Genomic DNA, 21,846 nt, shown 5'->3' on the forward strand with positions numbered 1-21,846 from the left:
ATCAGGTAACCGTGAAGATGGAATACCGTCACGACTGGGCCAACCAGGGTGTGTTCCAGAAGGCCGATGGCAGTGCCAGCAAGAACAACGACATCTTTGGCATGCAGATGATCTACGCGTTCTAAGTTGGCCGCATGGCATCACCGCAAAGGCAGCGAGCAATCGCTGCCTTTTTCTTTGCGCGCTTTGCCAGATGGATATTTTTACAGCGATAAATATGTAATTAGGTTTGCTTTTTGCATAAAAACCCATGCCGATGTGCTGGCAATAAATCCTTGTCGCTTTTGTGTATCGACATTTGCCGCAGATGTCGCCAAGGTGACGCACCCCGCGACAAGGGGGGTGATAGAGCACACACATGGAGAAAAAAATGCAAACACAGCACAGCGAAACCGGGCTGCGGCGGGAGCTGAAAGCCCGCCACCTGTCGATGATCGCCATTGGCGGTTCCATCGGCACCGGCCTGTTCCTGGCCTCCGGCGCCACGGTGGCCACGGCTGGCCCCGGTTCGGCCCTGCTGGCCTACGGTGTCATCGGCATCATGGTGTATTTCCTGATGACCAGCCTGGGTGAAATGGCTGCCTACCTGCCGGTATCCGGCTCGTTCCAGGTTTACGGCTCGCGTTTCGTCGATCCGGCATTCGGTTTTGCCCTGGGCTGGAACTACTGGTTCAGCTGGGCGGTAACCGTGGCGGTGGAGTTGGCCGCAGCATCCATCGTGATGGGCTACTGGTTTCCGGGCGTGCCCGGCCTGGTGTGGAGCGCGGCCTTCCTCGGCATCGTGTTCCTGTTCAACTATATCTCGGTGAAGGGTTTCGGCGAGTCGGAGTACTGGTTCTCGCTGCTGAAGGTCATCACCATCATCGCCTTCATCGGCACCGGCACGCTGATGATCTTCGGCATCATGCATGGTGACCATGCGGCCAACTTTGCCCCTGGCCTGCACATGTTCGAAATCGGCGATGCGCCGTTTGTCGGCGGCATGCCGGCCTTCATTTCCGCCGCCATGGTGGTGGGCTTCTCTTTCATGGGCACCGAGCTGATCGGTGTGGCTGCCGGCGAGTCCGCCGACCCGGCCACCACCATTCCGCGTGCGGTAAAGCAGGTGTTCTGGCGCATCCTGATGTTCTACGTGCTGGCCATCGTGGTGATCAGCCTGATCCTGCCGTACAACGACCCGTCGCTGCTGAAGAACGGCATGGAAGACGTGGGCGCCAGCCCGTTCACCCTGGTATTCAAGCGCGCCGGCTTCGCGCTGGCCGCCGGCATGATGAACAGCGTGATCCTTACCGCCATTCTGTCGGCGGGCAACTCCGGCCTGTATGCCTCCACCCGCATGCTGCACAACATGGCGCAACACGGCATGGCACCGCGCGTACTGGCCAAGCTGTCGCCGGGCGGCGTGCCGCGCCGCGCGCTGATCGCTACCACGGTGGTGGCCGCGCTATGCTTCCTGACATCGCTGGTGGACGAGAAGGGCGTGTACCTGTGGCTGCTCAACGCCTCGGGCATGACCGGCTTCATCGCCTGGCTGGGCATTGCGGTTTGCCATTACCGCTTCCGCCGCGCCTACCTGCACCAGGGCGGCGAACTGCATGAGCTGCCGTACCGTGCACGCTGGTTCCCGCTGGGCCCGGTGCTGGCTTTCGGCATCTGCATGCTGGTGATGCTGGGGCAGAACTACGCCGCCTTTACCGGCAGCCGTGTCGACTGGATGGGCGTGATTGCCACCTATATCGGCATTCCGCTGTTCCTGGTGCTGTGGCTGGGTTACAAGTGGCGTCATCGCACCAGCGTGGTGCCACTGGCAGATGTCGACCTGGTGAGCAGCCGGGCGTAACTCCCGAACGGCCAACCCTAGCGGTTGGCCGTTTTGCTTTCAGCGGTATCAGCTGTGATAAGCAGCTGCCGAATTTGCAGATTCTGCTGGTGAATTTGACAGGCTGTCTTACAAAAAGAGAGTGGCCGGGCAAACATGGCGGATGCGTAAGCATCTGTCACGATCTTTTGGCAGGTGTTGCCTGCGGACGTTATCCAGTTGGGGGCAAGCAGATGAAGCGGAAAGAATATGGTGGTGTACGGGCCGGCTGGCTGTGCTGGCTCTGCCTGCTGCTGGTGCCGGCGGCGATGGCGGAGGAGGCGGGTATTGGTACCGTCAAGACGGTAAGCGGCAATGTGCAGATCAAGCGCGGCACGCAGGCGGTGCCGGCGGTGCCAGGGCAGACCCTGCAGGTGGCCGACCAGGTGCAGACCGGGGCCGCCAGCGCGGTGGGCATCATGCTGCGCGACAAGACGATGCTTTCCGCGGGGGCGATGTCGTTGCTGCAGCTCGATAAATTCAACTTCGACAACAAGACACAGCAGGGGGCGCTGCAGGCCACGCTGAAGAAAGGCCGGCTGGGCGTGATTTCCGGCGCCATTGCCAAGCACTCGCCAGAGTCCGTGCAGTTCCGCACTTCGACCATGACCCTGGGGGTGCGCGGCACCGAATTCATCATCGAAGCGCAGGACCGGGGGGATACGCCATGAACGGAGCAGTCCTGGTATTGCTGGCGGGCATAGTGGCTTTTCTGCAGCATCCGGCGCCGGATCGGGTAGTGCTGTTGCCGGCACCGGATGGAAGCGTGGGCAAGGTCATCGTCAGCACTGCCGGCGGCGAGAAGGAAATCGCGCAGGCCTATGCCACGGCGGCGGTCACGCCCGGTGGCGGCGTGCAGAGCGGTAGCGCGGCCGAGACCGAGGTGGCCACGCGTTACGCTGACGTGCTGCAGGCGCGGCCCAGACGGCCCGCCAGCTATCTGCTGTACTTCCAGAACGACAGCGACCAGCTGACCGATGCATCGCAGGCTACGCTGGAGGCGCTGAAGCAGGATGTGGCCAGCCGGCCGGTGCCGGAAATCCTGGTGATCGGCCACACTGACCTGGTGGGCAGCAGCGACTACAACGACAACCTGTCACTGCAGCGGGCGCAGGTGATTGCCGGCATGCTGCAGCAGCTGGGCGTACAACCCAAGTCGCTGGAGGTAACCGGCCGCGGCATGCGCGAGCCGCTGGTGCCGACCGCCAACGGCGTGGAGGAACCACGCAATCGCCGGGTGGAAGTCTCGGTGCGCTGAGCTGACAAGTGGGGTGCCATGTCCTTTCCGCTGCGTTCACAAAACATGTTGCGCCGCCTGCTGACAGGGGGCCGTGGCCGGCCGGTGGCTGCCTTGCTGCTGGCGATCCTGCTGTTGCTGCAGCTCGCCACCCAGCTGCCGCCCACCTGGCCCCAGCTGTCGCCGCCGCTACCGGCAGTGCTGGCCGTGGCGGGCGCACCGCTGGATGCCGCCCGCACCTGGCTGTTCGACAGCTTCCAGAAATTGATGCCGCGCAAGGTGCACAATCAGCCGGTGACCATTGTGGCCATCGACGAGAAAAGCCTGCGGCAAGTGGGGCAGTGGCCATGGCCGCGCGACAGGTTGGCCGCATTGATCGACAGCATCCACCGCCGCCAGCCAGCGGCACTGGGGCTGGATATCTACATGCCGGAGGCGGATCAGAGCTCGCCCGACCTGCTGGCGGCGCGCCTGCCCGCCAGCCAGCATGCGCTGGCCGACCAGCTGCGCGCCTTGCCCGGCAATGACCGCGTGCTGTCCCAGGCACTGGCTGCCGCGCCGACGGTGCTGGGCGCTGCGGGTTTCGACTTTCGTGCCTACACCACCAGCACCGGCATGCGCAGCGTGCCGATGCGCGTGATGGGGGCCGACCCGCGGCCCTTCGTGCGTCACTATCCGCAAGTGCTGGCCAGCCTGCCGCAGCTGCAGGCCGCCGCCAGCGGCCAGGCGCTGTTGAGCGTGGATGCGCAGAGCGGCGGCGTGCGGCGCGTTGCCATGCTGGCCACGGTGGGCGAGCAGCTGGTGCCGGGGCTGGCACTGGAAATGTTCCGCGTCGGCACCGGCGATGATGCGATCCGGGTGAGCAGCAACGCGCATGGCGTGACATCGGTGCGGGTGGCCGAGCTGGAGGTACCCACCCAGGGCAATGGCGACATCTACCTGCACTTTGCCCGCCAGGCCGACGGCATGGCGCGCTATGTCTCGGCGGTGGATGTGATGCAGGGCCGGGTGGATGCCTCGATGCTGGCCGGCAAGCTGGTACTGGTGGGGCTGACCGGCTCCGGGCTCAACGATATGCGCTACACCGCGCTGCAGGAGCTGGTGCCGGGTATCGAGATCCAGGCCCAGGTGATGGAGACGCTGTACGACGGCACCTTCCTGCAGCGGCCCTGGTGGTTCCTGTGGGCGGAGTTGGGCACGGGGCTGCTGCTGGGCATGACCCTGCTGTGGCACATTCCGCGTGGCGACAGCGGCCCGGCGCGCTGGCTCAAGCAGCAGCCGCAGCGCGCGGTGTGGCTGAGTGTGGGCTTGGCATTGCTGGCCTATGCGCTGGGGCTGGCACTGTTCCAGTATCGCGGCCTGCTGCTGGATGTCAGTGCCATCGTGATCGAGCTGGTGCTGCTGCTGGCGGTGCTCTTGGGTAGCGGCATGCTGGCCAGCCTGGCCGATGCCCGCGTCAAGCTGGCTGGCCTGGTGGAAAGCGGCCTGGCGCTGGGGCGGCTGCAGCAGCGCGACAGCCTGTTGCGCACCACGCTGAATGTGGCCTGCGAGATGAGCTACTGCGAAGGCGCGGCGGTGCTGCTGCGCGGGGAGGACAATAGCCTGCGCTACGTGCTGCACACCTATCCGGGCGAGGTGCCGGCTAACGCACGATGGCGGCACAGCCTGCCGGGGCAGGTGCTGGCCAGTGGCGAATCGTGCCAGCTTGTCGGGCTGGCCGAAAGCGACGACAAGCTGGCGGCCAATACTTACGAGCTGCTGCGGCAGGTCGGCATTGAGGCGGACTCACTGCTGGCACTGCCGATGAAGGCGCACGCGGACGAGGTGGTCGGGGTGATCCTGCTGTGCAATGCCCGCGATGACTACAGCAAGGAGCTGATTCCCTTCGACCCCAAGCTGCTGCCGTTCATGGAAGCGTTGGCCGCACAGGCGGCAGTGGCGATGGAAAACCTGGAGCTGGTGGAATCGCAGAAAGCGCTGATGGACGCGATGATCCGCATCATCGCCGGCGCCATCGATGCCAAGAGTCCGTACACCGGCGGCCATTGCGAGCGGGTGCCGGAGCTGGCCTTCATGTTGGCCGAGGCTGCCTGTGCTGTGGAGCAGGGGCCGCTGGCCGATTTTGCCTTCCGCAACGAGGACGAGTGGCGCGAGTTCCGCATCGGCGCCTGGCTGCACGACTGCGGCAAGGTCACCACCCCGGAATACGTGGTGGACAAGGCCACCAAGCTGGAGACCATCTACAACCGCCTGCACGAGGTGCGCACCCGCTTCGAAGTGCTGTTGCGTGACGCGCGCATTGCCCGGCTGGAGGCCATCCATCTGCATGGCGCGGACCCGGAGCAGGAAGATGCAAGGTTGGCCGCACGCGAGGCCGAACTGCATGACGACTTCGCCTTCGTGGCAAGCTGCAACCAGGGTGGCGAATTCATGGCGCCGGAACGCATCGCACGGCTGCAGCGCATTGCCGCGCAAAGCTGGTGGCGCCATTTTGACGACCGGCTGGGGCTGTCGCAGGAGGAGGAACTGCGCTGCGCCGGCATGGCGCCGCAGGCCTTGCCGGCCGAGGAAAAACTGCTGGCCGACAAGGCGCAGCATCTGTTCGAGCGCCCGCCCAGCAAGGCGCTGGACCCGAAATACGGCTTCCGGCTGCAGGTGCCGCACTATCTTTACAACCAGGGCGAGCTGTACAACCTCAGCGTCGGCCGCGGTACGCTGACCGAGGAGGAACGCTTCAAGATCAACGAGCACATCATCCAGACCATCGTGATGCTGGATCAGATGCCGCTGCCCAAGTCACTGCGACGGGTGCCGGAATACGCAGGCACCCACCACGAAACGCTGATCGGCAGCGGCTACCCGCGCAAGCTGGCCGCAGACGAGCTGTCGATACCGGCGCGCATCATGGCCATTGCCGACATCTTCGAGGCGCTTACCGCGTCGGACCGGCCGTACAAGCGCGGCAAGACGCTGTCCGAGTCGGTGGCCATCCTGTACCGCTTCAAGCAGGACAAGCACATCGACCCGGTGCTGTTCGACCTGTTTCTCACTTCCGGCATCTACCGCCGCTATGGCGAGCGCTACCTGCGGCCGGCGCAGCTGGACGAGGTGGATATTGCCCGCTACCTGGGGCCGCTTGACACCGTACCGCAGCCGGGCTGAGCGTCAGCCGCCGTCACCATCGCCATCGCAGAACCACACCGCATCCGGCAGCTGGCCGAACACCTGCTGCAGGCCCTCGCCCCAGCCCTGGCGCAGGGCCTGGAAGTAGGGGTCGTCCTCGGTAACGCGGTGGCGTGGTGCAAAGTCGAAGTTGTCCCGCTGCTGCCACAGCAGGTCGATGGGCAGGCCCACCGACAGGTTGGAGCGGATGGTGGAATCGAACGAGACCAGCGTGCACTTGATCGCCTGCGCCAGTGAGGTGTCGTGGTGGATCACCCGGTCGATGATGGGCTTGCCGTACTTGGCTTCGCCTATCTGCAGATAGGGCGTGTCCGGTGTGGCTTCGATGAAATTGCCCTGCGGGTAGACCTGGAACAGCCGCGGCGCCTCGCCCTTGATCTGCCCGCCCAGCAGAAAGCTGCAGCTGTAGTCCACGCCCTGCGACTGGGTCTGTCCGTCGCCGTCGCGGGCGATCACCTCGCGCACGGTGCGGCCCAGCAGCTCCGCCGCTTCGTACATGCTCTGCACGGTGTGCAGGTTGGCCGCATGGTGCTGCAGCCGGCTTTTCAGCAGGCTCACCACGCTCTGGGTGGTGGCGAGGTTGCCGGCGCTCAACAGCACGATCTGCCGCTCGCCCGGCACCGGGATCACGGTCATTTTGCGGAAGGTGGCCACGTGGTCCACCCCCGCGTTGGTGCGCGAATCGGAAGCGAAGATCAGCCCCTCGTTCAGCACCATGCCGACACAGTAAGTCATTGCTGATCCGCCTCCGTTACCTGGGCGCGTGCCTGCAGCGCCTCGCTGCCGCCGCCGCGGCGCACACCGCGCACCGGGCTGGCGTCGGTGTAGTCCAGCCCCACCGCCAGCTTCAGGTGGTGGCGGTCCGGCAGCATGCGGTTGCTGATGTCGAAGCCCTGCCAGCGGCCGTCGGCATGTACCTCGGCCCAGGCGTGGCTGGCAACGTGGGTGTCGCGCTCGCTCAGCAGATAGCCGCTGACATAACGCGCCGGCAGGCCCAGGCTGCGGCAGGCGGCAATGAACACGTGGCTGTGGTCCTGGCATACGCCGGCCCCCAGCGCGTAGGCGTCGCTGGCGGTGGTCGTGGCGCCGGTGACGCCGCCGGTGTAGGGCATGGCATCGGCTACTGCCAGCATCAGCGCGGTGAGGCCGCTGCCGGCATCGGCGGCGATGGCCTCGGCATGGTTGGCCGCAAGCTGGCGGATGGCGGCGTCGGGCTCGGTGAGTGCGCTGTCGCGCAGGAATACCGACGGCAGCAGCACCTCGGCCTCGTCCGACCAGTCGTCACAGGTTTCCACCACGCCATGGGCGCGCAGGTGGATCTCGCTGTGCGGCGTGTCCAGGGTGAGCACGTGCAGGATGTTGCCATAGGCATCGGTGCTCTGGCTGGCGGCCACCGGCAGCTCCAGCTGCCAGCTGATGATGCGCTGGTGGCTGTTTTCCGGCGGTGTCAGCCGCAGGTACTGGGTGCTGTGGCTGACGGTGCCGTCGTAGCGGTACACGGTTTCGTGGTCGATGGTCAGTTGCATGATGCCTCCTTAAGTGGGTGAGGACAGTGATCGTTGCCAGTAGGCCACGTCCAGCCAGCGGCCGAACTTGCGGCCAACCTGTTCGAACTGCGCCACCTGCTTGAAGCCCAGTGCGCGGTGCAGCGCATCGCTGGCCGGGTTGGGTTGCGCCACGCCGCCGATCACCGTGCGCAGGCCGAGGTCGGTGAGCCGCTGCAGCAGCTCGCGGTACAGCAGCTTGCCCAGGCCCTGGCCCACGGTGGCCTGGCGCAGGTAGATGCTGGCTTCCACGCTGTGGCGGTAGGCCGGGCGCACGCGCCAGCGGCTGGCATAGGCATAGCCGAACAGCTCGCCGTCCTCGGCTTCGGCCACCAGCCAGGGCAGCCCCTGCGCCTGGGTGCCGGCGATGCGCTCGGCCATCTCGGCCACGCTTACCGGCTGTTCCTCGAAGGAGATGGTGGTGTACTCGATGTAGGGGTTGTAGATGGCGCAGACGGCGGCGGCGTCGTTCGGGCTCGCCTCGCGGATGATCAATTGACTCATGCGGCCTCCAGGTAGGCGCCGTGCACCGCCGCGCCCAGCGCGTGGATCTGGTTGAGAAACTGCGCCAGGTAGGCGTGCAGCCCGCCGGCGAGGATGTTGTCGATCTGGTCGTAGCTCAGCTCGGCATGCAGGGTTGCGGCCAACCTTTTGGCGCGGTGGTCGGTATCGCCCTGGATGCGTGGCAGCAGGTAGGCGATCTCGTCCACGCAGGCGCGCAGCGAGCGCGGCACGTCCGGGCGCAGGATCAGCAGCTCGGCCACCCGCCGCGCGCTCAGGCTGTCGCGGTACAGTTCGTGATAGGCCTCGAAGGCGCCCAGCGAGCGCAGCAGCGCACCCCACAGGTAGAAGTCGGCGGCGCTGTCGTCCAGTTCGTGGCCGATCAGGTGCGACTTCATGTCGATCAGCCGCGCCGTGCTGTCGGCGCGCTCCAGGAAGGAGCCCAGGCGGATGAAGGAATAGGCGTCGTTGCGCTGGATGGTGCCGTAGGTGGTGCCGCGGAACTGGTTGACCCGCTCCTTCACCCAATCGAAGAAACCGGCCAGCGGGCGGCCCTCGGCCGCCATCTGCCGTGCTTCCAGCCAGCTGGCGTTGATGCTTTCCCATACCTCGCCGGAAATCTTGCCGCGCACGGCGTGGGCATTTTCGCGGGCGCGCTTCAGGCAGTTGATGATGCTGCTGGGGTTGGCCGCATCGAAGGCCATGAAGTGCAGTGCATCGCCGGCCGCCAGCTGGGGGTGGCGGGCGCGGCAGGCGTCCAGCGCGCCGGTGGTGGTCAGCGCGGCGACAATGTCCGCGCCGCCGCGGGACTGCGGCAGCAGCGACAGGCTGAGGGTTACGTCCAGCAGCCGTGCCAGGTTTTCGGCGCGCTCCATGTAGCGGCTCATCCAGTACAGCTGGGAAGCGGTGCGCGAGAGCATCATGATCAGTCCTCCAGTATCCAGGTGTCCTTGGTGCCGCCACCCTGCGACGAATTCACCACCAGCGAGCCCTGCTTGAGCGCCACCCGTGTCAGCCCGCCGGCCACCATATTGATTTCGCGGCCGGACAGTACGAAGGGGCGCAGGTCGATGTGGCGCGGCGCGATGCCGGCTTCCACAAAGGTGGGGCAGGACGACAGGCACAGCGTGGGCTGGGCGATGTAGTTGGCCGGGTCGGCGAGGATGCGCTGGCGGAAGTCTTCGATCTCGGCGCTGCTGGCCGCCGGGCCGATCAGCATGCCGTAGCCGCCGGCGCCGTGGACTTCCTTCACCACCAGGCTGGCCAGGTTGCTCAGCACGTGCTCCAGCTCGGCCGGGCGGCGGCACATCCAGGTGGGCACGTTCTGCAGCAGCGGCTCCTCGCTCAGGTAGAAGCGGATCATGTCCGGCACATAGGGGTAGATGGATTTGTCATCCGCCACGCCGGTACCGATGGCATTGGCCAGGATCACCCCGCCGCTGCGGTATACCGACAGCAGCCCCGGCACGCCCAGCATGCTGTCGGCGCGGAAGGCCAGCGGGTCGAGGAAGGCGTCGTCGATGCGGCGGTAGATCACGTCCACCTGCTTGTGGCCGGCGGTGGTGCGCATGTACACGCGGTTGTGCTTCACGAACAGGTCCTGGCCTTCCACCAGTTCCACCCCCATCTGCTGCGCCAGGAAGGCGTGCTCGAAGTAGGCGCTGTTGTGGTGGCCGGGGGTGAGCACCACCACGGTGGGGTTTTCCGCCAGGCTGGCGTGGCGCAGGGTGTGCAGCAGCAGGGTGGGGTAGTGCTGCACCGGCGCCACCGCGTGGCTGGCGAACAGCCCCGGGAACAGCCGCATCATCATCTTGCGGTTTTCCAGCATGTAGGACACGCCGGAGGGCACGCGCAGATTGTCTTCCAGCACGTAGAAGTTGCCGTCGCTGTGGCGGATCACGTCCACGCCGGTGATGTGCGCATAGATGCGGTGCGGCAGGTCCAGCCCCTGCATTGCCGGCTGGTACTGGCTGTTGGAGAACACCTGCTCGGCGGGAATGATGCCGGCCTTCACGATGTGCTGCTCGTGGTAGATGTCGTGCAGGAAGGCGTTCAGCGCGGTGACGCGCTGACGCATGCCGGCTTCCAGCGTGTGCCAGTCGCTGGCCGGGATGATGCGCGGCACGATGTCGAAGGGAATCAGCCGCTCGGCGCCGGAATCGTCGCCGTATACGGCGAAGGTGATGCCGACGCGGTGGAACATCAGGTCGGCTTCGGCGCGCTTGCGTGCCAGGGTCTGTGGCGTCAGCGAGTGCAGCCAGTGGGCAAAGTCGCGGTAGTGCGGGCGGATCCCCCCGCTGGCGAGCAGCATTTCGTCGTAGTGGTGCGCTTCGGGCAAGGTCAGGGCATGCATGTCGCGTCCTTTTCCTTTTAAGGGTGGGTAGTCACCCTAAACCCAACAGCAATAGCTGTACCAGCGACCTATTTATTGAAATATGGGGTGTGTAACAATGGTTTTATAGAAATGATGCAGCAGGGGGTGGATATGCCGTCTCAATATGGTGCAGCGTGCCCCATCTTGGCACCCGGAACGTGCGGCTGCTACAGCTTGCCGCCACGCTTTACCTGCCCGTATATTGCGCAATATCAATTATTGAAATAACCGCTATGCCGCCAATCTTTACCGAACAATCCCGCAGCCCGGGCAGCACGGTCGTCGGTGTATACCGGCCGTTGTCGCTGGCGGTGCTGTGGCAGGGCGGTAATGTGGCGGCACGCTGCTATCTGCTGCTGGCCTGGCTGTTGTCGCTGGGGCTGTGCCTGTGGCTGGGCGTGGTGCAGCTGTATGGCGGCTGGTACGGTTTTCAGGCGAATGTGGGCGAGCTGTCCTTCGTCATCAGCATCTACCCGCCGCTGACCATCGCCACGCTGTGGGTGCTGTGGTTCGGCTATGCCTGGGGCGCGCTGCTGGCCTATCTCACCACGCTGATGATCGGCGTTCTCTCCGGCTTGTCACCGGGCTGGTGCGTGCTGTTTGCCTTTGCCAACCCGCTTGGCCTGCTGGTGATGGCGCAGGTCTATCACCATGTCAATGTGCGCTATGTGCCGTCGTCGCTGGCATCGCTGCTGTTTTTCGTGACGGTCTGCTTCATTTCCGGCGTGTCCAGCGCCACCGGTTCCTTCATCTGGAGTTACAGCAACAAGCTGTCGGCACTGGGCGCGTTCCAGGCCTGGCAGGGCTGGTGGACCGGCAACTTCCTGCAGACGGTGCTGACCTGCGGCCCCTTGCTGCTGCTGACGCCGTGGTTGCAGCGCTGGCGCGACTACCGTTGGCCGCAAGTCGGGGACAGGCCGATGCTGCAATCGCACTGGGTGCGGCTGCTGGCACTGTTGTCGCTGGCGGGGGTGCTGGCTTTCCTGTGGCTATCCTTCCTGCTGGCGGATCGCAGCGTGATGACGCTGGGCGGTGACAGCTCCGGCGCCTGGCAGCAGCGCGCCATGCTGTACCGCGATTCGGCAATGGCGGTGTACTGGGTGCTGTCGGTGCTGCTGTTTGCCGTGGTGTTCCTTGGCTACCGCCTGTTCCGCCAGCGCACCTTGCAACTGAAACTGGCCGCGGAGCGGGTAGCCTATGAGCGCGACCTGGCGCTGCGGCGGCAGAGCGAATCGGAAGTGGCGCGCCAGGCCTTGCACCAGCTCAACCTGGAGTTGGCCGCACGCATGAACGAGGTGGAGCAGTTGCAGGCGCAACTGCACGAACAGGCCAGCCGCGACCCGCTCACCGCCCTGTACAACCGCCGCTATCTGCACCAGCGCCTGCCGCAGCTGCTGCAGCGCGCCGAGCGCAACGGCAAGCCGCTGTGCCTGGTGCTGATCGACCTGGATCATTTCAAGGTGGTGAACGACCAGCACGGCCACGCCATTGGCGATGCCGCGCTGAAACAGTTTGCCGCGCTGTTCTGTGGTCTGCTGCAGCCGGAAGACATTGCCGCGCGCTACGGCGGCGAGGAGTTCTGCCTGGTGCTGCCGCAGCGCAGCGTCGAGCAGGTTGAGGTGCTGCTGCACAATCTGCAGGCCGCCTATGGCGGGCTGCGCATCGCCTGCAAGCAGGGGGAGCTCAGTGGCTTGAGTTTTTCCGCCGGCATTGCCTTCATGGATGGAACGCAGAGCGAAGACGCGCTGCTGCAGCAGGCGGATGCCGCGCTGTACCAGGCCAAGGCGCAGGGCCGCCATACCTGGCGCCTGTACGAGCCCTGGCTGGAATAAGGGCAGCGCGCACCGCTGGCCGCGGCATGCGGCCAACCATGGCGGGCGACAAAACAAAAGTGCCCCGCACGGGCGGGGCACAACAGGAGCAGGAGGAGGGCGGCTGGTGTTAGCTAGCCAGAGAGTGCCGACAAAGTCCTTTCGCACCGCGAAAGGACTTTGTTTTATAAACAGGAAGGCTGCCGATTCAGCAACTTGGCTGGAGCGGCCCGGCTGTGCCGGGTCCGGTAGAGCCAGCGCGAAGTAGCTGGCCAGCAGCCTGCTGCATCAGGCTGCGGCGATGGCGGCCTTGGCAGCGGTGAGTGCCGCTTCACGGGCGTCGCCACCCATGGCCACACCTTCGGCGCGGATGAACTGCACGTCGGTAATGCCGAGGAAGCCGAGCACGGTCTTCAGGTAGTCTTCCTGAAAGTCCATCAGCTTGCCCTGCTCATTGCTGTAGACACCACCACGCGACGACACCACGTATACCTTCTTGCCACCGGCCAGGCCTACCGGGCCGTTTTCGGTGTACTTGAAGGTGCGGCCGGCTACGGCTACGCGGTCGATCCATGCCTTCAGCTGCGACGGGATGGAGAAGTTGTACATCGGTGCGCCGATCACCAGAATCTCGGCAGCCATGAATTCGCCGATCAGCTGCTCGCTGCGGGCGGCTTCCTTGCGCTGCAGCTCGTTCCAGTCGGTCTGTTCGGTAAAGGCGGCGCCGAGGATTTCGCCGGACAGGTGCGGAATCTCGCTCTGAGCCAGGTCGTGGTACACCACGTCGGTTTTGCCGTGGCGGTCGAGCAGGGTGTCCACCAGTGCCTGGGTCAGGCCACGGGAAACGGAATTGGCGGCGAGGATGCTGGAATCGAGGTGCAGGATTTTCATGTTGCGGCTCCGGGGTGGTTGATTGCCGCGCACTGCGGCGATGGGTGTACTGTAGAACCGTTACCAATTCGCCACTAGACGGCTAAAATCGGATTCATTGTTCCATCGGTGGGATAATCGCCATGCAAGACCTGAATGACCTGCTGTTCTTCGCCAAGGTGGTGGAGCATGGCGGCTTCAATGCCGCCAGCCGCCAGCTGGGCATCCCCAAATCGCGGCTGTCGCGGCGGGTGGCGGAGCTGGAAACGCGGCTGGGGGTGCGCCTGCTGCAGCGGACCACGCGGCGGCTGGCGCTCACCGAAGTGGGCGCCCAGTACTACCAGCACTGCCAGGCCATGCTGGCCGAAGCCGAGGCGGCGGCGGATACTATCGCCCGTCACACCGCCGAGCCGCGCGGCCTGGTGCGCGTCAGCTGCCCGGAGTTGCTGGCCAAGTCGCTGTTGTCCGGCCTGCTGCCGGAATTCATGGCGCGCTACCCGCAGGTGCGCATCGTGCTGGAAGTGACCGGCCGCCGCGTCGACCTGATCAACGACGGCATCGACGTGGCACTGCGCGTGCGGTTGAAGCTGGACGACAGCGCCAGCGTGGTGGCCCGGCCGTTGTCACAGAGCGAGAGTGCGCTGGTGGCCAGCCCGGCGCTGATTGCCGAGCTGGGGGAGCCGCAGCAGCCGGCGGCGCTGGCCGGCTGGCCAGCACTGGTGATGAGCCGCCCCGACGGCCGCGCCGAATGGCCGCTGCTGGATGAAGTTGGGCAGCTGTACAAGGTGGACATCGCCGCACCACGGCTGATGACCGACGACCTGCTGGTGCTGCGCGAGGCGGCCATTGCCGGCAGCGGCGTGGCACTGCTGCCGCTGATGGTGTGCCACGACGCGCTGGCCGACGGCCGCCTGCAGCGGCTGCTGCCGGGCTACAGCACGCCGGACGGCATCCTGCACCTGGCCTTCACCGGCCGCCGTCACCTGATTCCGGCAGTGCGCGCCTTCATCGACTTCCTGGTGGACACCGTACCGACGCGCCTGGAAAGCAGCATGGTGCAGGTGATGGCCTGCCCGCAGTAGGAGGAGGTTGGCCGGGGTGGACAGTCTGTCCAGTGGTGGCAATGTTCGCTACCGGCCAGGAGCGGACGTCGGGGAAATTGCTCCAAAGCAGCCATAGGCAAGAGATGCTCACAGGATGACAACTGAGAGTGCGGCTGGCACAATCCCTACGTCATTGGCTGCGCCACGTATGACTGCCATATATTCTCGTAGATATTGCCTGGAATCTTCAGGTTGCCTGTATCGGCAAGGCTTCCTAGCTGCCGTGCTATCCAGGATATACAGCACTCTGCCAGTATTATGCGGCTGAAATGCCATCTATTTTACGTTAGGCATCACATCACTTAGCAAGTTACGTATCACAATCAATAAGGGAGAATTGCATATGATTATTTGGGGGTCGGGTGGTGGAGGTGCTGACCTTGGCCAAGTTGAACTTCGCCAGTGTCTCACCTGTGAGAAAGAGCGACCGTTCAAGCTCATTCTTCAATACCGGTATGCGCACCTCTACTACTTGCGTTGGGTCACAGAAAAGAAATACCACTTGGCGTGCGATGTCTGTCGACGAGGGTGGGAACTCAACACCGAAGAAGTCGAGGCGAAACTCGAAAAAAGTCCAATTCCTTTCATGACTCGTTACGGCTGGACGTTTCTTGTCGGGTTTGTCGCGTTGGTAATAATTGCGGTAAATCTAGGTAGTCACTGATCTTCAATTAATCATTCCGTCGGACCTGCGCGAAAAATCGCGCAGTCCGGTGAATTAAGACGTTAGATAACCGAGTAAGGGGAAATCTATGCAAAGAGGGTTGTGTTTAAAAAAATGCAGCTGGTTCGTTGGCATAGTGTTATTGCTATTACTGGCCTCTGGCTGTGCAACGTTAGACCCGTCTGCTAAAAAATATACGCTCAAAGATATTGATTCGTCGAAAGGGGTTGTTGTCGGTACTGTATTTGAGCGCTCGGTATTTACACCTTATGGTGCCTATTTCTATATTCAATCTCCCAATGGCGAAAAAGTGGTTCTTTCCAGTGGAGCAGGCTCCGGGTGTTGCGCGATCATCAATACTCCCCCTAAAATACCTAAAGGTGTGGGTAGCCCATTTGCGCTTCAACTTCCTCCCGGAAAATATCAAGTTGTCGGTTGGGCTCTTGACTATGGTAGTTTTAACAAGTCGTCCCTTTCCCCAGAAACCCCTGTTGAATTCGAGGTGATTGCCGGTGAGGTTGGCTATCTAGGGCGATTTGATGCCAATAGGTTCTTAGAAATTGCCTCGATTCACGACAACTTTGAAGAGGATATTGTCTACATCAATAAGAGCTTTCCCCCTCTAAACAGCGCTCCGATTACGAATCACGCAATCGGCATAAAGGGATGGTGGTTGCCGAATCCTGCAGGCAAAGAAGTTCTTGAAAGAATGGGCACGCAAAGCAACTCTTGTGAACAGTGCAAGTGATCAACCCATTCACTCCTCCAGGCTGCACGAAAAGCCGGGCGGTCCGGTTATTTTCACGTTAGCCCCTGGGCTAGGTTGGCCGCAAGCTTAGCACTCAGCACCGCACAGTGGCAGCACATGACCGTCTGCTTTTTAGGGGCCGGTCTTACTTGGCCTTCGCAGCAAGAGGGCCACATCAGGGGCTGGGTTGCCGCGGTGGCTCCGCATGGGTGCGCTCATAACGCAATACCTAACACTTCATTCCAGCGGACCGCCAAAAAGTTGTGCTTTTTGTCGCCCGATGAATTCAAACGTTAATCGTCCGCTTTCCGACGTGCCGACCGTCGCCTTTGGGTTGACAATTGCCGCATAGCTGGAAGTATTTGTTCGAATGGAAAGACATATCCAATGTGAGCATGCCTGCTAACACTGCATTCAACCCTGACGCGCCAAAGCACTTCGGTTAATTTGAAAATTAGAAACTATGGCAGTTTACGCATATGACTTGGAAGTCATTCTTCCCCGAATTGTCGGCCCCTTGCGAGAAATTTTGGAAGCGGAACTGAAGGCTGGGAATTCTGTTCAAGAGGTTACTGCACCGTGGCCGATGAAACAGGCCAATGTGTGGTTGGCTCAGCGATTTCACAAGGATTATGCTACCGACTACCCTTCGCTTCGCTACACCTACTTGGGCGACCCAAGGAACTGGATTGAAGAATATGCGGATATTGAAAATCAAATCATGGTGGCTGTAAGTGGTTCTGCTCGCTTCTAAACACTGTTAGCAGGTAAAAATGAGCACTGTTTCTTTCAGCAAGGGGTGGTTCCGGGCCAAGAAGCTATCTTTGGAGGCTTATACCTATGAACAGGCCCAAGCCCTTCATCAAAAAGGCGAGTTCTATTGCGCTCTCATTGGGTCGGTCGCTAGCCCCTTATGCTTCCTCGAAATAAAGCACGGCTTTGTCGGAGTAGGCTTCCTAGATGAAGCACTTAGAGAGAGTCTGACTTACGCTTTTCAAGAAAAACAGCCTGGCAAGCTGTTCCTCTCAATGGCGACGTGGAGAGAATTTGAAGGCAACAGCGACAAGGTCAGTAAAGGAACAACGTATTTGTTCCAGCCGGACGGAACGCTCACGATTCGTAGAGAATGCTTCATTCCTGTGCATAGCCTAGAAACCTCAAGCAGTTCCGCTGACGTGAGTGGCAATTGGGAACAGCTCCCCGATTTTGGCCGCTATGAACGCTTTACGAGAACGGAGCGCTAATACCTGCCACCAGGGCATCACGCGGACGCCCCCGCCTCGCTCAGGTGCTGCCGCGGCTTATGCTTGGCGTTGACGTCAGGTTTCAGGCTGAAACAGGACATTCATCTTGCGTATAACTGTTCATTCATGCCGACATTGCATGGTGGCTCGGAATAATTCACACATCAGCCAGACCCTATGAAGCCTGACAAAATGAAGGAAGCGCTGAAGTTGATCTTTGTCCAGAGGCTCCGAGATTTGGGATTTTCAGGCCTGTTGCCACACTTTCGCAGGAGAAGGGAGGCAGGCATCGATCTCCTGACCTTGCAATTCGATCGAAATGGAGGAGGTTTCGTAGTCGAGATCTCACGATGTTCTCCGGACGGAGTAATGACACACTGGGGTAAACATATTCCACCCACAAAGGTCACGGCCCATGATCTGCCCCCAGACCGTCGACACCGGCTTGGCTCGCCTCGACCGGGTTCCGACGGATACTGTTCGGTTTGATAATGACTCCACAGCACTCCAAGTTGCCGAGTCCCTGTGTACGTATCTCGATGAAGCTGAACTTTGGTGGTCCGCTGGCTAACAAACAGTTGAAGCTGACGGTGCCGCCGCTTCAAGTCAAATCGTTAAACGTCTGCTTTCCCCGAAACCTACCTTCTGGTTTGGGTCGATACCTGGCGCAAGACCAACGCATTCCACTCAGCCGAAGCACGTTGTTATGCTATTGTGCTAGCATGGCAGCTGACGGCCAGAAGCAGCCGCTACACTGGTATGTCACAAAGCAGTCGGCCACAGCAATAAAAAGGTTAACTCATATGAAGATGTATCTGCTTGCGATACTGCTTGCAACCCTGGCGCTGGTTGGATGCGACCAACAAGCAATTTTCGACAAATTTATTCCCCAAGGCGAGGCTGAGTTTTCGAAAAATTACTTGGCTCTGTTTCCTGCACAAGATTTCAATGCTATTGAAGCCAAGATAGACCCAGCGCTCAAGGATGTCTCGCTTCGGGAAAAATTAAAAGCCATTGCAGATTCCTTCCCTGCAGGAAAACCGAAAGATATAAAAGTGGTTGGTGTTCATACTTTTACACACAACAACTCGTCTCAGCTCAACCTTTCGTTTCAATATGAATACCCAACCAAATGGCTTCTCGCCAATGTTACCCTGGAAAAAACCGGCGACGTTATAGTTGTAAAGGGGGTGAATGTTGAGCCGCTAGTAGATTCTCTTGAAAACATAAACCGATTTTCATTTGATGGAAAAGGCATTGCACACTACATTATATTGATTTCTGCAATGGCTATACCAATCTTTATACTTATTTCTCTTGTGCTTTGCATCCGTACACCAATTCCAAAGCGAAAGTGGTTATGGGTGATTTTTGTCCTTTGCGGTTTTTTTCAGTTCTCTCTTAACTGGACCACTGGTGTTCTGAATATTAACCCCTTGTTCTTTCAGCTGTTAGGGGCTGGTTTCTTTAAGCCGTACCCATTTGGCGCTGTTGTTATCTCTGTCTCGCTGCCTATAGGGGCGCTTATCTTCCTTTGGCGACGCAAGCAATGGCTGTTGGCACCCGTCTCGGAAGGCTAAGTAGCGTTATCGCCGACCGACTGAAGCGGTGTGCATCTGGCAACAATGGGTCGATTGCTGGCGGCACAAAGCAGTCTGCCATGCCATTGTGATAGCACGGCTGTTGTCGGCCAAGAGTTGTTGCTTGACCATCTTGCCGTTAAGCAGTCACTCGAACGTACTGCTATGTAAAGGTAGTCATCACTTCCCCATTAGTGACTTTACTCCCATGACGACTTGCACTCGGAAATACTTATTGCTTGGGCTAGGAGTATTGTTCTCGGCGGAGGTCATATTGACACTCTTCGTCATGTTCAAGGCCGGTTGTACTGGTGACCCAAAGGGTGGGTCACTTGGTAATCCGCTCCGTGCAGCAGAGCTTGAGGAGGCCGGTCTTCTTCCTTTGTTTCTTAGCGCAGTCTCGGGCGCCGCTGCATTCTGCTTGGCATCACGGTCGATTCATCGAGTTGTGCATGGAGGTGTCTTTGGTATTCTCGTACTTATTGGCTTGTGGCTTGCTGGCATGCAATTCGAGGTTTTAGGCATTCAATGGTGTTTCATACGCTAGCATGACACTCACAGGAATACGTTAGGTATCTAATGGCAAAGCGACCGAAGCAACGTGCCACGCTGGCAGTAATCTTGGCTTCCACATCCGATGTCCTATTTCCAGAACACCTCGGCAATGCTCCAGTAATGCTCGATAGCGCAGGATGCGATGGTGACACGCCGCTGCATGTCGTGGTGCGGCGAAATGATCTCTATGCAGTCCAAACCCTCCTTCAAGCCGGAGCAAAGGTCAACGCAATTGGCGACATGGCGAAACCCCGCTGCACGTTGCCGTCGGGCAGGAGAACACTGCCATCATCGAAGCTCTTCTTAGGGCCGGGGCGCATTCTGATGTTCGTTCCGAGTTCGGTGAAACCGCGGCCGAGCGCGCAGCCAGAATGGGAGGTGAAGTTGCCAAGATTCTTGCTCGCAAGCGTGACACCTAACGTTAGTGTCCGCTTTTCCATGAAAGCATCGACTGTTTGGGGTCGGTAACTGCCATGCACAAACAAAGACTTGGCTGCCCGCTCCGACCGGGCCTTTGCCATTCCCTCTGGTTTCCTTACTCCGGATAGCCATGCGACCAACCTCGCCAAGCGTCAGCCGAAGCGATTGAGCGATTGCTTTATTCGCCATGGATTGCACTTCACTTCATTCAATTTGCTATCCAGATGCCGGCGGTGCGGTGCAATGCTTCAACAGCGTCTTGCTGGGCGCGGTGTCATTGCCGCCGGGCTTGCTGTATGGCACAGGTGAAGACACGCCCGTCGCCGCTGTTTGCAGGCCGTCAGCAGGGTGCCCCCTCATGCAGGTCGGGCGGCATCCCCATTTATGCCAGCATGCAGTGCGGTTCCTGCCCTATCATGTCCATGACAATTCTTGATTCAACCCTTTGCAAATAGCGATGCGTGATAGCCGGCGGCAACGTTGGCCGCAAGCACGCATGCTTGCCACGTGCACCTTTACAAGCTGTTGCCCGCCATGAACATGATTTCCTTACAACACCTTGCCGACTACTGGTCGCTGCAGGAGATCACCACCAACCTGGTGGTATTTTTCAACCTGCTGGGAGCGCTGCTGCTGGGCATGGTGGTTGGCTACGAGCGCACCTACCATGGCCGTGCCGCGGGGATGCGCACCTACGGGCTGGTGGGCATGACTGCCGCCGCGCTGACCTCCATCGCCGGCTTTCCCGAGCTGTGGTTCGGCGGCCACGCCCCCAATATCGCCCTGGCGGACCCGACCCGCGTCATCCAGGGCATCGTCACCGGTATCGGTTTCCTGGGCGCCGGCATGATCATGAAGGACGGCCTCAACATCAGCGGCCTCACCACCGCCGCCTCGATCTGGGCATCATCCGCCATCGGCGTGCTGGTGGGGGTGGGCTTCTATGCCTCGGCGATACTGCTGACCGCTTTGTCGGTGGTGTGCATGATGTGGATGTCGCGGCTGGAGCAGTGGCTGCCCACCCGCCAGGCGGTAGCGGTGGACATCGTGTTTCACGGTGATGTCATCCCGCGGCGGGATGTGCTGGAAGAGGCCGTGCAGCGGCTGGGCTACTACATTGCCTGGGGTTCGCTGACCATCAAGCACCAGGAACACGCCATCGAATGGCACTTTGTTGCCGTGGCACACAGCAAGGAGCATTGCAGTTCCCTGCCGGAAATCTCCCAGATGCTGGCCGACCACCAGGCGGTGGCGAGTTTCTCCCTGGCCTACGCGCGTAACTGAGCGCCAGGTGGCCGCAGCCATGAACGACTGCCTTGCCAAACCCGGTATGCACGGGTAGAACAGGCAATCTTTTCAATCCGGATAATTACCATGCTTGCCGATGCCATCCGTTCTGCCGCCGTCATTCTTGCTGCCCGCCGCCTGAGCGGCCAGCCTGGGCCCCTGCTGGCCGGCGGGCTGGAGCCGCTGACGGTGGAGGATGCGCTGGACATCCAGCGCGATGTCAGCGAGATGCTGGGCAACAGCGTGGCAGGCTGGAAGTGCGGCATGCCGGGCGATGGCCGGGTGTCGGTGGCGCCGATTTATGCCAGCACGGTGTTCGACGCATCGCCGTGCCCGGTGTGGGTGCGCGAGGGCCAGGTGCGGGCCGAGCCGGAGCTGGCGTTCGTGTTTGCCGAGGGCCTGCCGCCGCGTGAGCGGCCGTACAGCCGTGACGAAGTGCTGCTGGCGGTCAGCAAGGTGCACCTGGCGCTGGAGCTGATCGACAGCCGCTTCTACGCCGACGCCAAACCACCGTTCCTGCAATCGCTGGCCGACGGCCTGGTGAACCAGGGGCTGCTGCTGGGGCCGGCCGTCAACATCACCCATGCGCTGACCGCCGGCAAACTTGCCATTCGCGTGCAGCAGGGCACGCGTGACGAGGAGCTGGCTGGTGTACACCCGGCCGGCGACCCGCTGGCGCCGCTGCTGTGGCTGGTGGAGTTCCTGCGTCAGCGTGGCCAGGGCTTGCTGCCAGGGCAGGCGGTGATTACCGGCTCCTATGCCGGCGTGGTGAACTTGCAGCCGGACGTGCCGGCCAGCCTGCAGTTTGGCGCGCTGGGCGAGCTGCGGGCGCTGTTCCACAACCGCTGAACGGTGGTCGCCAGAGTA

The 21,846-nt window shown here is 61.5% G+C and carries 21 protein-coding genes and 1 pseudogene; 16 read left to right on the forward strand and 6 right to left on the reverse strand.

The annotated features are described in order from the left end of the window. The first annotated feature begins 11 nt into the window (after positions 1 to 11). The 5 genes from PSELUDRAFT_RS20120 to PSELUDRAFT_RS13150 all read left to right on the forward strand — a co-directional run bounded on the left by PSELUDRAFT_RS20120 (position 12) and on the right by PSELUDRAFT_RS13150 (position 6,257). Positions 12 to 125: a DUF3138 family protein gene (locus PSELUDRAFT_RS20120; RefSeq protein WP_369800119.1), complete on the forward strand. Its 114-nt coding sequence runs from the start codon at positions 12 to 14 to the stop codon at positions 123 to 125. Between the two features lie 245 nt (positions 126 to 370). After that, positions 371 to 1,840 (forward strand): amino acid permease, encoded by a 1,470-nt coding sequence (locus PSELUDRAFT_RS13135; RefSeq protein WP_157725124.1) that lies wholly within the window; start codon positions 371 to 373, stop codon positions 1,838 to 1,840. Positions 1,841 to 2,052: 212 nt separating this feature from the next. Further along, positions 2,053 to 2,529 (forward strand): FecR domain-containing protein, encoded by a 477-nt coding sequence (locus tag PSELUDRAFT_RS13140; protein ID WP_088967264.1) that lies wholly within the window; start codon positions 2,053 to 2,055, stop codon positions 2,527 to 2,529. Further along, positions 2,526 to 3,116, forward strand: coding sequence for an OmpA family protein (locus PSELUDRAFT_RS13145; protein ID WP_088967265.1), 591 nt, complete (start codon positions 2,526 to 2,528; stop codon positions 3,114 to 3,116). The genes PSELUDRAFT_RS13140 and PSELUDRAFT_RS13145 overlap by 4 nt, the downstream gene beginning before the upstream one ends. Positions 3,117 to 3,134: 18 nt before the next feature. Continuing rightward, a complete protein-coding gene (locus PSELUDRAFT_RS13150) occupies positions 3,135 to 6,257 on the forward strand; it encodes a CHASE2 domain-containing protein (protein ID WP_088967266.1) in 3,123 nt (1,040 codons plus the stop codon). A 3-nt stretch (positions 6,258 to 6,260) separates the two neighbouring features. Here PSELUDRAFT_RS13150 and PSELUDRAFT_RS13155 read toward each other — a convergent pair whose 3' ends face one another. Genes PSELUDRAFT_RS13155 through PSELUDRAFT_RS13175 form a run of 5 tightly spaced genes read right to left on the reverse strand, consistent with a single transcriptional unit; the run spans position 6,261 to position 10,676 of the window. Continuing rightward, entirely contained in the window at positions 6,261 to 7,013 is a 753-nt protein-coding gene (locus PSELUDRAFT_RS13155; RefSeq protein WP_088967267.1) for a proteasome-type protease, read from the reverse strand. Continuing rightward, on the reverse strand, positions 7,010 to 7,804 hold the full coding sequence (locus PSELUDRAFT_RS13160) for a transglutaminase family protein (protein ID WP_088967268.1): 795 nt from the start codon (positions 7,802 to 7,804) through the stop codon (positions 7,010 to 7,012). The genes PSELUDRAFT_RS13155 and PSELUDRAFT_RS13160 overlap by 4 nt, the downstream gene beginning before the upstream one ends. Positions 7,805 to 7,813: 9 nt before the next feature. After that, complete coding sequence (locus PSELUDRAFT_RS13165) at positions 7,814 to 8,326, reverse strand: arsinothricin resistance N-acetyltransferase ArsN1 family B (RefSeq protein ID WP_179947544.1); 513 nt, start codon at positions 8,324 to 8,326, stop codon at positions 7,814 to 7,816. After that, positions 8,323 to 9,246: an alpha-E domain-containing protein gene (locus PSELUDRAFT_RS13170; protein WP_197693863.1), complete on the reverse strand. Its 924-nt coding sequence runs from the start codon at positions 9,244 to 9,246 to the stop codon at positions 8,323 to 8,325. The genes PSELUDRAFT_RS13165 and PSELUDRAFT_RS13170 overlap by 4 nt, the downstream gene beginning before the upstream one ends. Before the next feature lie 2 nt (positions 9,247 to 9,248). Beyond that, positions 9,249 to 10,676, reverse strand: a complete 1,428-nt coding sequence (locus tag PSELUDRAFT_RS13175) for a circularly permuted type 2 ATP-grasp protein (protein WP_088967269.1) — start codon at positions 10,674 to 10,676, stop codon at positions 9,249 to 9,251. A gap of 254 nt (positions 10,677 to 10,930) precedes the next feature. Here PSELUDRAFT_RS13175 and PSELUDRAFT_RS13180 point away from each other — a divergent pair, with 254 nt between their 5' ends. Beyond that, the gene (locus tag PSELUDRAFT_RS13180) at positions 10,931 to 12,529 is read left to right on the forward strand and encodes a diguanylate cyclase (protein WP_088967270.1); all 1,599 of its coding nucleotides are present in this window, start codon (positions 10,931 to 10,933) and stop codon (positions 12,527 to 12,529) included. A gap of 267 nt (positions 12,530 to 12,796) precedes the next feature. On the opposite strand, the gene PSELUDRAFT_RS13185 is transcribed toward PSELUDRAFT_RS13180, so the two are convergent. Next, the gene (locus PSELUDRAFT_RS13185) at positions 12,797 to 13,399 is read right to left on the reverse strand and encodes an FMN-dependent NADH-azoreductase (protein WP_088967271.1); all 603 of its coding nucleotides are present in this window, start codon (positions 13,397 to 13,399) and stop codon (positions 12,797 to 12,799) included. A 122-nt stretch (positions 13,400 to 13,521) separates the two neighbouring features. Here PSELUDRAFT_RS13185 and PSELUDRAFT_RS13190 point away from each other — a divergent pair, with 122 nt between their 5' ends. The 10 genes and pseudogenes from PSELUDRAFT_RS13190 (at position 13,522) to PSELUDRAFT_RS13225 (ending at position 21,828) form a co-directional block, all read left to right on the forward strand. Continuing rightward, positions 13,522 to 14,460: a LysR substrate-binding domain-containing protein gene (locus tag PSELUDRAFT_RS13190; protein WP_088967272.1), complete on the forward strand. Its 939-nt coding sequence runs from the start codon at positions 13,522 to 13,524 to the stop codon at positions 14,458 to 14,460. 773 nt (positions 14,461 to 15,233) lie between these two features. Beyond that, positions 15,234 to 15,893: a hypothetical protein gene (locus PSELUDRAFT_RS19455; protein ID WP_157725125.1), complete on the forward strand. Its 660-nt coding sequence runs from the start codon at positions 15,234 to 15,236 to the stop codon at positions 15,891 to 15,893. Positions 15,894 to 16,377: 484 nt separating this feature from the next. Continuing rightward, positions 16,378 to 16,647 carry a hypothetical protein gene (locus tag PSELUDRAFT_RS13195; RefSeq protein WP_197693864.1) on the forward strand — a complete coding sequence of 90 codons (270 nt, stop codon included), beginning with the start codon at positions 16,378 to 16,380 and terminating at the stop codon, positions 16,645 to 16,647. A gap of 19 nt (positions 16,648 to 16,666) precedes the next feature. Then, a complete protein-coding gene (locus PSELUDRAFT_RS13200) occupies positions 16,667 to 17,137 on the forward strand; it encodes a lytic transglycosylase (RefSeq protein ID WP_157725126.1) in 471 nt (156 codons plus the stop codon). Between the two features lie 192 nt (positions 17,138 to 17,329). Then, entirely contained in the window at positions 17,330 to 17,626 is a 297-nt protein-coding gene (locus PSELUDRAFT_RS20125) for a DUF4304 domain-containing protein (RefSeq protein WP_197693865.1), read from the forward strand. Between the two features lie 50 nt (positions 17,627 to 17,676). Further along, positions 17,677 to 18,717, forward strand: coding sequence for a hypothetical protein (locus PSELUDRAFT_RS13210; protein ID WP_157725127.1), 1,041 nt, complete (start codon positions 17,677 to 17,679; stop codon positions 18,715 to 18,717). Between the two features lie 675 nt (positions 18,718 to 19,392). After that, positions 19,393 to 19,464, forward strand: a pseudogene (locus PSELUDRAFT_RS20130) (hypothetical protein); the annotation flags it as partial. Between the two features lie 62 nt (positions 19,465 to 19,526). Then, complete coding sequence (locus PSELUDRAFT_RS20135; RefSeq protein WP_197694001.1) at positions 19,527 to 19,691, forward strand: ankyrin repeat domain-containing protein; 165 nt, start codon at positions 19,527 to 19,529, stop codon at positions 19,689 to 19,691. Positions 19,692 to 20,226: 535 nt separating this feature from the next. Then, positions 20,227 to 20,976, forward strand: a complete 750-nt coding sequence (locus PSELUDRAFT_RS13220; protein ID WP_197693866.1) for an MgtC/SapB family protein — start codon at positions 20,227 to 20,229, stop codon at positions 20,974 to 20,976. 90 nt (positions 20,977 to 21,066) lie between these two features. Beyond that, entirely contained in the window at positions 21,067 to 21,828 is a 762-nt protein-coding gene (locus tag PSELUDRAFT_RS13225; protein WP_088967275.1) for a fumarylacetoacetate hydrolase family protein, read from the forward strand. The last annotated feature ends 18 nt before the right edge of the window (positions 21,829 to 21,846 follow it).

It is taken from the genome of Vogesella sp. LIG4 (assembly GCF_900090205.1).
Taxonomy (GTDB): Bacteria; Pseudomonadota; Gammaproteobacteria; order Burkholderiales; family Chromobacteriaceae; genus Vogesella.

Excerpts from the sequence above, each read along its gene's own strand:
- PSELUDRAFT_RS13175 (WP_088967269.1), bottom strand. The coding sequence starts at position 10,676 with ATGCATGCCCTGACCTTGCCCGAAGCGCACCACTACGACGAAATGCTG.
- PSELUDRAFT_RS13150 (WP_088967266.1), top strand. The coding sequence starts at position 3,135 with ATGTCCTTTCCGCTGCGTTCACAAAACATGTTGCGCCGCCTGCTGACA.
- PSELUDRAFT_RS20125 (WP_197693865.1), top strand. The coding sequence starts at position 17,330 with ATGAAGGAAGCGCTGAAGTTGATCTTTGTCCAGAGGCTCCGAGATTTG.
- PSELUDRAFT_RS13180 (WP_088967270.1), top strand. The coding sequence starts at position 10,931 with ATGCCGCCAATCTTTACCGAACAATCCCGCAGCCCGGGCAGCACGGTC.
- PSELUDRAFT_RS13145 (WP_088967265.1), top strand. The coding sequence starts at position 2,526 with ATGAACGGAGCAGTCCTGGTATTGCTGGCGGGCATAGTGGCTTTTCTG.
- PSELUDRAFT_RS13160 (WP_088967268.1), bottom strand. The coding sequence starts at position 7,804 with ATGCAACTGACCATCGACCACGAAACCGTGTACCGCTACGACGGCACC.
- PSELUDRAFT_RS13155 (WP_088967267.1), bottom strand. The coding sequence starts at position 7,013 with ATGACTTACTGTGTCGGCATGGTGCTGAACGAGGGGCTGATCTTCGCT.
- PSELUDRAFT_RS13190 (WP_088967272.1), top strand. The coding sequence starts at position 13,522 with ATGCAAGACCTGAATGACCTGCTGTTCTTCGCCAAGGTGGTGGAGCAT.
- PSELUDRAFT_RS13185 (WP_088967271.1), bottom strand. The coding sequence starts at position 13,399 with ATGAAAATCCTGCACCTCGATTCCAGCATCCTCGCCGCCAATTCCGTT.
- PSELUDRAFT_RS19455 (WP_157725125.1), top strand. The coding sequence starts at position 15,234 with ATGCAAAGAGGGTTGTGTTTAAAAAAATGCAGCTGGTTCGTTGGCATA.
- PSELUDRAFT_RS13200 (WP_157725126.1), top strand. The coding sequence starts at position 16,667 with ATGAGCACTGTTTCTTTCAGCAAGGGGTGGTTCCGGGCCAAGAAGCTA.
- PSELUDRAFT_RS13225 (WP_088967275.1), top strand. The coding sequence starts at position 21,067 with ATGCTTGCCGATGCCATCCGTTCTGCCGCCGTCATTCTTGCTGCCCGC.
- PSELUDRAFT_RS13210 (WP_157725127.1), top strand. The coding sequence starts at position 17,677 with ATGAAGCTGAACTTTGGTGGTCCGCTGGCTAACAAACAGTTGAAGCTG.
- PSELUDRAFT_RS13170 (WP_197693863.1), bottom strand. The coding sequence starts at position 9,246 with ATGATGCTCTCGCGCACCGCTTCCCAGCTGTACTGGATGAGCCGCTAC.
- PSELUDRAFT_RS13135 (WP_157725124.1), top strand. The coding sequence starts at position 371 with ATGCAAACACAGCACAGCGAAACCGGGCTGCGGCGGGAGCTGAAAGCC.
- PSELUDRAFT_RS13165 (WP_179947544.1), bottom strand. The coding sequence starts at position 8,326 with ATGAGTCAATTGATCATCCGCGAGGCGAGCCCGAACGACGCCGCCGCC.
- PSELUDRAFT_RS13220 (WP_197693866.1), top strand. The coding sequence starts at position 20,227 with ATGAACATGATTTCCTTACAACACCTTGCCGACTACTGGTCGCTGCAG.
- PSELUDRAFT_RS13140 (WP_088967264.1), top strand. The coding sequence starts at position 2,053 with ATGAAGCGGAAAGAATATGGTGGTGTACGGGCCGGCTGGCTGTGCTGG.